This window comes from Streptomyces cahuitamycinicus, assembly GCF_002891435.1.
Lineage (GTDB): Bacteria > Actinomycetota > Actinomycetes > Streptomycetales > Streptomycetaceae > Streptomyces > Streptomyces cahuitamycinicus.
This window is the reverse complement of the sequence record NZ_POUC01000065.1, coordinates 19,017-27,412: the sequence shown is the minus strand read 5'-3', so window position 1 is coordinate 27,412 and position 8,396 is coordinate 19,017. Positions and strand designations below refer to the sequence as shown.

At 72.3% G+C, this 8,396-nt stretch carries 6 protein-coding genes; 5 read left to right on the top strand and 1 reads right to left on the bottom strand.

Going from position 1 to position 8,396, the window contains the following annotated elements; translation table 11 throughout:
* Positions 1-221 precede the first annotated feature (221 nt).
* The 3 genes from C1J00_RS12035 (at position 222) to argF (ending at position 4,386) form a co-directional block, all read left to right on the top strand.
* The gene (locus tag C1J00_RS12035; RefSeq protein ID WP_102909036.1) at positions 222-1,919 is read left to right on the top strand and encodes an HEXXH motif domain-containing protein; all 1,698 of its coding nucleotides are present in this window, start codon (positions 222-224) and stop codon (positions 1,917-1,919) included.
* Between the two features lie 100 nt (positions 1,920-2,019).
* A complete protein-coding gene (locus C1J00_RS12030) occupies positions 2,020-3,246 on the top strand; it encodes an arginine deiminase (protein ID WP_180989515.1) in 1,227 nt (408 codons plus the stop codon).
* Positions 3,247-3,378: 132 nt separating this feature from the next.
* Positions 3,379-4,386, top strand: a complete 1,008-nt coding sequence (argF, locus tag C1J00_RS12025) for an ornithine carbamoyltransferase (RefSeq protein WP_102909034.1) — start codon at positions 3,379-3,381, stop codon at positions 4,384-4,386.
* A 36-nt stretch (positions 4,387-4,422) separates the two neighbouring features.
* Here the strand turns inward: argF and C1J00_RS12020 are convergent, their stop codons facing one another.
* Positions 4,423-4,890 (bottom strand): ATP-binding protein, encoded by a 468-nt coding sequence (locus C1J00_RS12020; protein WP_102909033.1) that lies wholly within the window; start codon positions 4,888-4,890, stop codon positions 4,423-4,425.
* Between the two features lie 309 nt (positions 4,891-5,199).
* Between C1J00_RS12020 and C1J00_RS12015 the strand changes: the two genes are divergently transcribed.
* Positions 5,200-6,027, top strand: coding sequence for an enoyl-CoA hydratase family protein (locus C1J00_RS12015; protein WP_102909032.1), 828 nt, complete (start codon positions 5,200-5,202; stop codon positions 6,025-6,027).
* Positions 6,027-8,387 carry a bifunctional salicylyl-CoA 5-hydroxylase/oxidoreductase gene (locus C1J00_RS12010; RefSeq protein WP_439333394.1) on the top strand — a complete coding sequence of 787 codons (2,361 nt, stop codon included), beginning with the start codon at positions 6,027-6,029 and terminating at the stop codon, positions 8,385-8,387. Before C1J00_RS12015 ends, C1J00_RS12010 begins: the two co-directional genes overlap by 1 nt.
* Positions 8,388-8,396 lie beyond the last annotated feature (9 nt).

Genomic DNA, 8,396 nt, shown 5'->3' with positions numbered 1-8,396 from the left:
ACGCGAACACATCCGCCACGAACCCGGCTAACTCCGCCCGCAGGCCCTCCACTTGCCGCATATCCATACACCCACCGTGCCCCCGACGAGACACAACAGGCAAACACACCTAACGGAGTCCTACTAGCCGCCGACCCGTCCCGAAGCAGAGCCCCGGTGCGACACCCGTACGCGCGCCGGGGTCCCCGCATGTCCGCCAACCCGACCGGAGGTCCGCGACGATGACCAGCGAGCAGCACCTCGCTCCCCTCCGCATGCCGGACCGGCTCTTCGCGGAGCTGGCCGCCGGAGGCGGCTCGGCAGCGGCCGTCGCCTTCCTCGAACGGGCAGAACGGGCGCGGCGGTTGCTGCTCCTGCGTACCCTCCTCGGCCACCTCGACGCCCTGCCCACCCCCCTCACTCCCGTCGCCGAAGCCTGGCGGGTGCTCAAGGAGGCGGCCGAGAAGTCCCCCGAGCCGGTCGAACGCCTGCTGCTGGCCCCGCCGACCGGCGGCTGGATCTCCCACATGCTGCGCCGGGTCCACGGCACGGCGACCGGGCCGCCGCTGTGGGCGGAGGCGGGCCACCTGAGCGCGCTGGCCCTCTCGGCGTCCCTGCACGCGGGCACCAAAACGGCCTTCGACGTTCCGCTCACCGACGGGCGGCTGCCCCTGCCCGGCCTCGGGATGGTCCAACTCCCCGACGCGCGCCAGGGTCTGGCGGCCGGCCGGGCCACGACGGCCGGGGGAGAGCTGACGGTCACGGGGCCGGGCCGCGCGAACGGCTCGGTGCGGGTGACCTGCCGTCCGCTGCGGCAGCACGCCGGCGCCGGCGGGGACACCTGGCTCCCCCTGCGCACCCTGACCCTCACCGGCCCCGGTGGCGAGGTCCCCGGCACCGTCGTGCTCGAAGACCTCGACCCCTACCGCGACCTCGACGACCACCTGCCCCCCGCCCGGCTCGACGAGGACGAGGCGCGGGAGTGGCAGCGGCTGTTCGGTGAGGCCGCGCGGATCCTCGCCCGCCCGGGCACGCCGGGCCCCGGGCGGGTCGACCCCGCCATGATCCGGGCCATCGTGCCGTTCGGGCGCACCGGCGTCAGCCCGCCCCCGCTGCCCTTCGTGCAGGTGTCGGCCTCCAGCGGAGACTCCTTCGGCGGCATGCTCATCGTCCGCCCGGCCTCCGCGCTCGCCCTCGCCGAAACGCTGGTGCACGAGTTCCAGCACAGCAAACTGGCCGCCCTCCTGCACCTGTTCCCGCTGCTGGAGGACGACCGGGCCGAGCGCTACTACGCCCCCTGGCGCACCGACCCCCGCCACCTCACCGGCCTGCTGCACGGTGCGTACGCCTTCACCGGCGTCGCGGGCTTCTGGCGGGACCGGCTGGCCGATGCGCTGGGCGCCGACGCGGTCGAGCGCGCCGGCTACTTCTTCGCCCTGCGCCGCATGCAGAGCCGCCTGGCCGTGCGCACCCTGCTGACCAGCGGCCGGCTGACCGTTCAGGGCCGAGCCCTGGTGGCGGGGCTCGCCCGCACCCTGGACGGCTGGCTGCGGGAGGATGTGCCCCCGGCCGCACTGGGCCGGGCCCGCACCGCCGCCGCCCTGCACCGCACCGAGTGGCGGTTGCGCAACGTGGCGCCCGCCCGGGCCGCCGCGCCGTCGGACCTCCGCTTCCGTCCCGACCGCACGTCCTGGCCGGACACGCGCACCCAGGGCTTCGCCACGCCTCCCACCGTGGCGCGTACCGCCGACGAGCACCTCGCCGCCGGTGACGCGGCCGCCGCGCTCGTCCGGTACGCCGATGTCCTGGCCGACGCCCCGGCCGAGCCGCATGCCCTCGCGGGCTGGATCGTAGCTCGGACGATCCTCGAACCGGGCCGGGCCGCCCGCCGGATGCTGGCCCGGCCCGAGGAACTGCTGGAGCCGTCGCCGCGGGTGTGAACCGGCCCTGCCGTGCTTGTCGTCGCCGCGACGAGAACTGGCGGTCACCGAAACGGTCGAGAAGCGCGTCAATACGCCCATGGATGGTCAGGATGGAGGCATGGCATACCACGTCCACTCCGAGGCCGGGCGGCTGCGCCGCGTCATCCTGCACCGGCCCGATCTCGAGCTCAAAAGGCTCACCCCGAGCAACAAGACCTCGCTGCTCTTCGACGACGTGCTGTGGGTGCGCAGGGCCCGCGCCGAGCACGACGGGTTCGCCGATGTGCTGCGCGACCGGGGCGTCGCCGTCCACCTCTTCGGCGACCTGCTGGCCGAGACCCTCGAGGTGCCGGCGGCCAGATCCCTCGTCCTGGAGCGGGTCTTCGACGAGAAGGAGTACGGCCCGCTGGCCACCGACCCGCTCAGAGCCGCCTTCGAGGACCTGCCCGGGCGGGAGCTGGCCGAGGTCCTGGTCGGCGGCATGACGAAACGCGAGTTCCTCGACGTGCACCCGGAGCCGACCTCCGTGCGCTTCCACGTCATGGAGCTGGACGACTTCCTGCTGGGCCCGCTGCCGAACCACCTCTTCACCCGCGACACCTCCGCCTGGATCTACGACGGCGTGTCCATCAACGCCATGCGCTGGCCCGCCCGGCAGCGCGAGACCGTGCACTTCGAGGCGATCTACCGGCACCATCCGCTGTTCCGTGACGAGACGTTCCACGAGTGGTCGAAGGGGCAGACCGACTACCCCTCCACCATCGAGGGCGGGGACGTGCTGGTCATCGGCAACGGGGCGGTGCTCATCGGTATGAGCGAGCGCACCACGCCGCAGGCCGTGGAGATGCTCGCGCACAAGCTGTTCGCCGCCGGGTCCGCCGAGACGATCGTGGCCCTCGACATGCCCAAGCGCCGTGCCTTCATGCACCTCGACACCGTGATGACGATGGTCGACGGCGATACCTTCACCCAGTACGCGGGCCTCGGCATGCTCCGCTCGTACACCATCGAACCGGGCGTCGGCGAGAAGGAGCTGAAGGTCACCGACCATCCGCCGGAGCACATGCACCGCGCGATCGCGGCGGCTCTCGGCCTGAACGAGATCCGTGTGCTGACCGCCACCCAGGACGTGCACGCGGCCGAGCGCGAGCAGTGGGACGACGGGTGCAACGTCCTCGCCGTCGAACCCGGGGTCGTGGTCGCCTACGAGCGGAACTCCACCACCAACACCCACCTGCGCAAGCAGGGCATCGAGGTGATAGAGATCCCGGGCAGCGAGCTGGGCCGGGGGAGGGGCGGGCCGCGGTGCATGAGCTGCCCGGTGGAACGGGATCCGGTGCGGTAGGGCCACCCTCTGGCTCCCCTCGGGCTCCCTCGGGCTCCCCGGGTTCGTGAGTCCCTGACGGCATCTGTATAGACATGCCATCCCTCGTATAGTATTTCAAAGTCTGTGTCCCCGTATCCCTGGAGCGCCCCCATGGCGACTGTCCCGACCGCCCTCGCCGGCCGCCACCTCGTCAAGGAGCTGGACCTCACCGAGGACGAGTTCCGCGGCCTGGTCGAGCTGGCCGCCGAACTGAAGGCCGCAAAGAAGGCCGGGGCCGAGATCCAGCACCTGCGGGGCCGGAACATCGCGCTGATCTTCGAGAAGACCTCCACCCGCACCCGCTGCGCGTTCGAGGTCGCGGCCGCCGACCAGGGCGCTTCGACCACCTACCTCGACCCCTCCGGCTCGCAGATCGGGCACAAGGAGTCGGTGAAGGACACCGCGCGGGTGCTGGGCCGGATGTACGACGCGATCGAGTACCGGGGCGACAGCCAGCAGAAGGTGGAGGAGCTGGCCGCGTACGCCGGGGTGCCCGTCTACAACGGGCTCACCGACGACTGGCACCCCACCCAGATGCTCGCCGACGTGCTGACCATGACCGAGCACTGCGCCAAGCCGCTGACCGAGGTCTCCTTCGCCTACCTGGGCGACGCCCGCTTCAACATGGGCAACTCCTACCTGATCACCGGCGCCCTGCTCGGCATGGACGTCCGTCTCGTCGCGCCGAAGGAGTACTGGCCGGCCGAGGAGGTCGTCGACCGGGCCCGTGCCCTCGCCGTCGGCAGCGGCGCCCGCGTCACGCTCACCGAGACGGTGGACGACGGCGTGCGCGGCGCCGACTTCGTCGCCACGGACGTCTGGGTCTCCATGGGCGAGCCGAAGGACGTCTGGGCCGAGCGCATCGCCGCCCTCGCCCCGTACGCCGTGACCATGGACGTCCTGCGCGCCACCGGCAACCCGGACGTGAGGTTCCTGCACTGCCTGCCCGCCTTCCACGACCTCGGCACCAAGATCGGCCAGGAGATCCACGCGGCCCACGACCTGGAGTACCTGGAGGTCTCCGACGAGGTCTTCGAGTCGGCCCACTCGGTCGTCTTCGACGAGGCGGAGAACCGGATGCACACCATCAAGGCGGTCATGGTGGCGACCCTCGCCTGAACAGGCCTTGTGCGGCGGAACTCCGGTCCGCCGCGATCACACCGACGGACGCCGCTGGGCCGGTACCAGAGGCAGCCTGAACCAGACGGCCTTGCCGGACTCGGTCGGCCGGTGCCCGCAGGAAGAGCTCAGGGTGCGAATCAGCAGCAGCCCGCGCCCGTGCTCCTGCCAGGGGTCGGGCGGCCCGCCGGCCGGGCAGGTGAGGTCGCCGGGCGGGGCCGGGTCGCCGTCGTGGACCTCGACCTGGCAGCCGGACGGCATCAGCTCCACGACCAGCTCTATCGGCGACTCGCCCGTGGTGTGCTCCACCGCGTTGGCCACCAGCTCCGCCGTGAGCAGCTCCGCGGTGTCGCAGTCCGCGCCGTGCTCCAGCTCGGCCAGCGCCGTACGGACCAGGGCGCGGGCCACGGGCACCGCCGCTGCGGTGTGCGGCAGCGCGATGCGCCAGGAGGCGGGGGCTGAGGGGAGTTCGTACACGGCGGGTCCGTTCATGGAGCAGGACATCCTGCTTTCAACCTGATGAATGGTACGGCGCCGCTCTCCGGAGGCGTCCGAGGGGCACCGCAAGGAGGCGCCTTCGCCTCCTTGCCGGACGGCTTACCCAGGTGAACGCGGTGCCGCGCACAGCTGCTCCCGCCGTTACGCCGGTGTGGACGATCTGTGACGGATGTGACCGGCCCGGGTCACGCCGGGCCCGCACCGAAGTCCTACCCGGACGGTCTATCGCGCACTCATGACGACAGTCACGGATGAGTGATAGCTTCGAGGGGTAGAGCTCAGTGAGGCAGTGCCCGCCCGAGGAGGCCGCACGTCATGAGTCCCTTCACCGGCTCCGCCGCCCGCACCCCCGGCTGGGAGCATCTGCGCGTCGCCGTCGCCGACGGCGTCGCGACCGTCACCCTGGCCCGCCCCGACAAGCTCAACGCGCTCACCTTCGGCGCCTACGCCGACCTGCGCGACCTGCTCGCGGAGCTGTCCCGGGAGCGGTCCGTACAGGCCCTGGTGCTGGCCGGCGAGGGCCGCGGCTTCTGCTCCGGCGGCGACGTCGACGAGATCATCGGCGCGACCCTCGGCATGGACACCGCCCGGCTCCTGGACTTCAACCGGATGACCGGCCAGGTGGTCCGGGCGATCCGGGAGTGCCCGTTCCCCGTCATCGCGTCGCTGCACGGCGTGGCGGCGGGCGCCGGGGCGGTCCTCGCCCTGGCCGCGGACTTCCGCGTCGCCGACCCCACCGCCCGCTTCGCCTTCCTCTTCACCCGCGTCGGCCTCTCCGGCGGCGACATGGGCGCGGCCTACCTGCTGCCCCGGGTCGTCGGCCTGGGTCACGCGACCCGCCTGCTGATGCTGGGCGACCCGGTCCGGGCCACCGAGGCGGAGCGCATCGGCCTGATCAGCGAACTGACGGAGGAGGGCCGAGCGGACGAGACCGCACAGCAACTGGCCCGGCGCCTGGCGGAGGGCCCCGCCCTGGCCTACGCCCAGACCAAAGCGCTCCTTACGTCCGAACTGGACATGCCCCTGGCGGCCTCGATCGAACTCGACGCCTCGACCCAGGCGCTCCTGATGACCGGGGAGGACTACGCCGAGTTCCACGCGGCGTTCACGGAGAAGCGCCCTCCGAAATGGAGCGGACGATAGTGGACGTACCCGAAGAGGCGCGGCGAACCGCGCGACCGGCCACAGCCGACCCGCACCCGGCCACCCCGCCCGGCGAACCCCTGCGCGTCGCGGTGGTCGGCGGCGGCCCCGGCGGCCTCTACGCCGCCACCCTCCTCAAACGCCTGGACCCGGCACGGGAGATCACCGTCTGGGAACGCAACGCCCCGGACGACACCTTCGGCTTCGGCGTGGTCCTCTCCGACGAGACCCTCGGCGGCATAGAGCACGCCGACCCCCGGGTCCACGAGGCCCTCCAGGAACACTTCACCCGCTGGGACGACATCGACATCGTCCACCGCGACACCCGCCACACCTCCACAGGACACGGGTTCGCGGCCCTGGGCCGCCGGCGCCTCCTGGAGATCCTCCACGCCCGCTGCCGCGAACTCGGCGTCGGCCTCCGCTTCCGCACCGAGGCCCCGGAAGACCTCCCGCGGACCCATGACCTGGTCATCGCCGCGGACGGCATCCACAGCACGACCCGCGAGAGGCACGCGGACGCCTTCCGCCCCCGGGTGACGCACCACCGCTGCCGCTACATCTGGCTCGCCGCCGACTTCCCCTTCGACTCCTTCCGCTTCGAGATCGCCGAAACCGAACACGGCGTGATGCAGCTCCACGGCTACCCCTACGCCCCCGACGCCTCGACGGTCATCGTCGAGATGCGCGACGAGGTCTGGCGCGCGGCCGGATTCGACGAGCTCGACGAAGCGGAATCGGTCGAGCGCTGCGCCAAGATCTTCGCGGAAGCGCTCCGCGGCCGCCCCCTGAAGTCGAACAACTCCACCTGGACGACCTTCCGCACGGTCGTCAACGACCACTGGTCGCACGGCAACGTCGTCCTCCTCGGGGACGCCGCCCACACGGCCCACTTCTCCATCGGCTCCGGCACCAAGCTCGCCGTCGAGGACGCGCTCGCCCTGGCCGCCTGTCTGGAGGAGCGGGACACCCTGCCCGAGGCCCTGGCCGCCTACGAGGCGGAGCGGCGCCCCGTCGTCGCCTCCACCCAGCGCGCGGCCCGGGCCAGCCTGGAGTGGTTCGAGAACCTCGCCCTGTACCTGGACCAGCCGCCCCGCCAGTTCGCCTTCAACCTGCTCACCCGCAGCCGCCGCGTCACGCACGACAACCTGCGGCTGCGCGACGCCCGCTTCACGGAGACGGTGGAGCGCGAGTTCGGCTGCCCGCCCGGCACGCCCCCGATGTTCACGCCGTTCCGGCTGCGCGGACTGACCCTGCGCAACCGGGTCGTCGTCTCTCCCATGGACATGTATTCGGCCGTCGACGGCGTCCCCGGCGACTTCCACCTCGTCCACCTGGGCGCGCGGGCGCTGGGCGGGGCCGGGCTGGTGATGACCGAGATGGTGTGCGTCAGCGAGGACGGCCGGATCACGCCCGGCTGCGCGGGTCTCTACACCGGCCGGCAGGCCGAGGCCTGGAAACGGATCACGAACTTCGTGCACGACCGGGCGCCCGGCAGCGCGATCGGCGTGCAGCTCGGCCACAGCGGCCGCAAGGGCTCCACGAAGCTGATGTGGGAGGGCATGGACGAGCCGCTCGAGGAGGGCAACTGGCCGCTCGTGGCCGCCTCGGCGCTCCCGTACAAGGGGTTCAGCCAGACGCCCCGCAAGCTGTCCCGCGCCCAGCTGACCGACATCCGCGAGCAGTTCGCGGCATCCGCGGTCCGTGCCGCCCGGGCAGGCTTCGACCTGCTCGAACTGCACTGCGCGCACGGCTACCTGCTGTCCGGGTTCCTCTCCCCGCTGACCAACCGGCGCACCGACGCCTACGGCGGCTCCCTGGAGAAGCGGCTCCGCTTCCCGCTGGAGGTCTTCGACGCCGTACGGAACGTGTGGCCGGGGGAGCGGCCCATGACCGTCCGCATCTCCGCGACCGACTGGGCCGAGGGCGGGACGAGTGCCGAGGACGCCGTCGAGATCGCCCGGGCCTTCGCCGCGCACGGCGTCGACGCGATCGACGTGTCGACGGGCCAGGTGGTGGCCGGCGAGCAGCCGGAGTTCGGGCGGTCGTACCAGACGCCGTTCGCGGACCGGATCCGCAATGCCACCGGCATCCCCGTGATCGCCGTCGGCGCGATCTCCTCCTGGGACGACGTCAACTCCCTGATCCTCGCGGGCCGCACCGACCTCTGCGCCCTCGCCCGCCCGCACCTGTACGACCCGCACTGGACCCTGCACGCGGCGGCCGAGCAGGGCTACACGGGCCCGGGCGCGACCTGGCCCGCCCCCTACCGCGCGGGCAGCCGCCGCCCGCAGACGGGCCGCACCGACGCTCCCAAGCCGCGGCTGAGCCTCGGGAACGGCGGCGCCCGCGAGCGTTAGGATCCGGGA

What these genes read in the sequence shown, in the direction of transcription:
- C1J00_RS12015 (WP_102909032.1), top strand. Translation starts at nt 5,200, where the DNA reads ATGAGTCCCTTCACCGGCTCCGCCGCCCGCACCCCCGGCTGGGAGCAT.
- C1J00_RS12020 (WP_102909033.1), bottom strand. Translation starts at nt 4,890, where the DNA reads ATGTCCTGCTCCATGAACGGACCCGCCGTGTACGAACTCCCCTCAGCC.
- C1J00_RS12030 (WP_180989515.1), top strand. Translation starts at nt 2,020, where the DNA reads ATGGCATACCACGTCCACTCCGAGGCCGGGCGGCTGCGCCGCGTCATC.
- C1J00_RS12035 (WP_102909036.1), top strand. Translation starts at nt 222, where the DNA reads ATGACCAGCGAGCAGCACCTCGCTCCCCTCCGCATGCCGGACCGGCTC.
- argF (WP_102909034.1), top strand. Translation starts at nt 3,379, where the DNA reads ATGGCGACTGTCCCGACCGCCCTCGCCGGCCGCCACCTCGTCAAGGAG.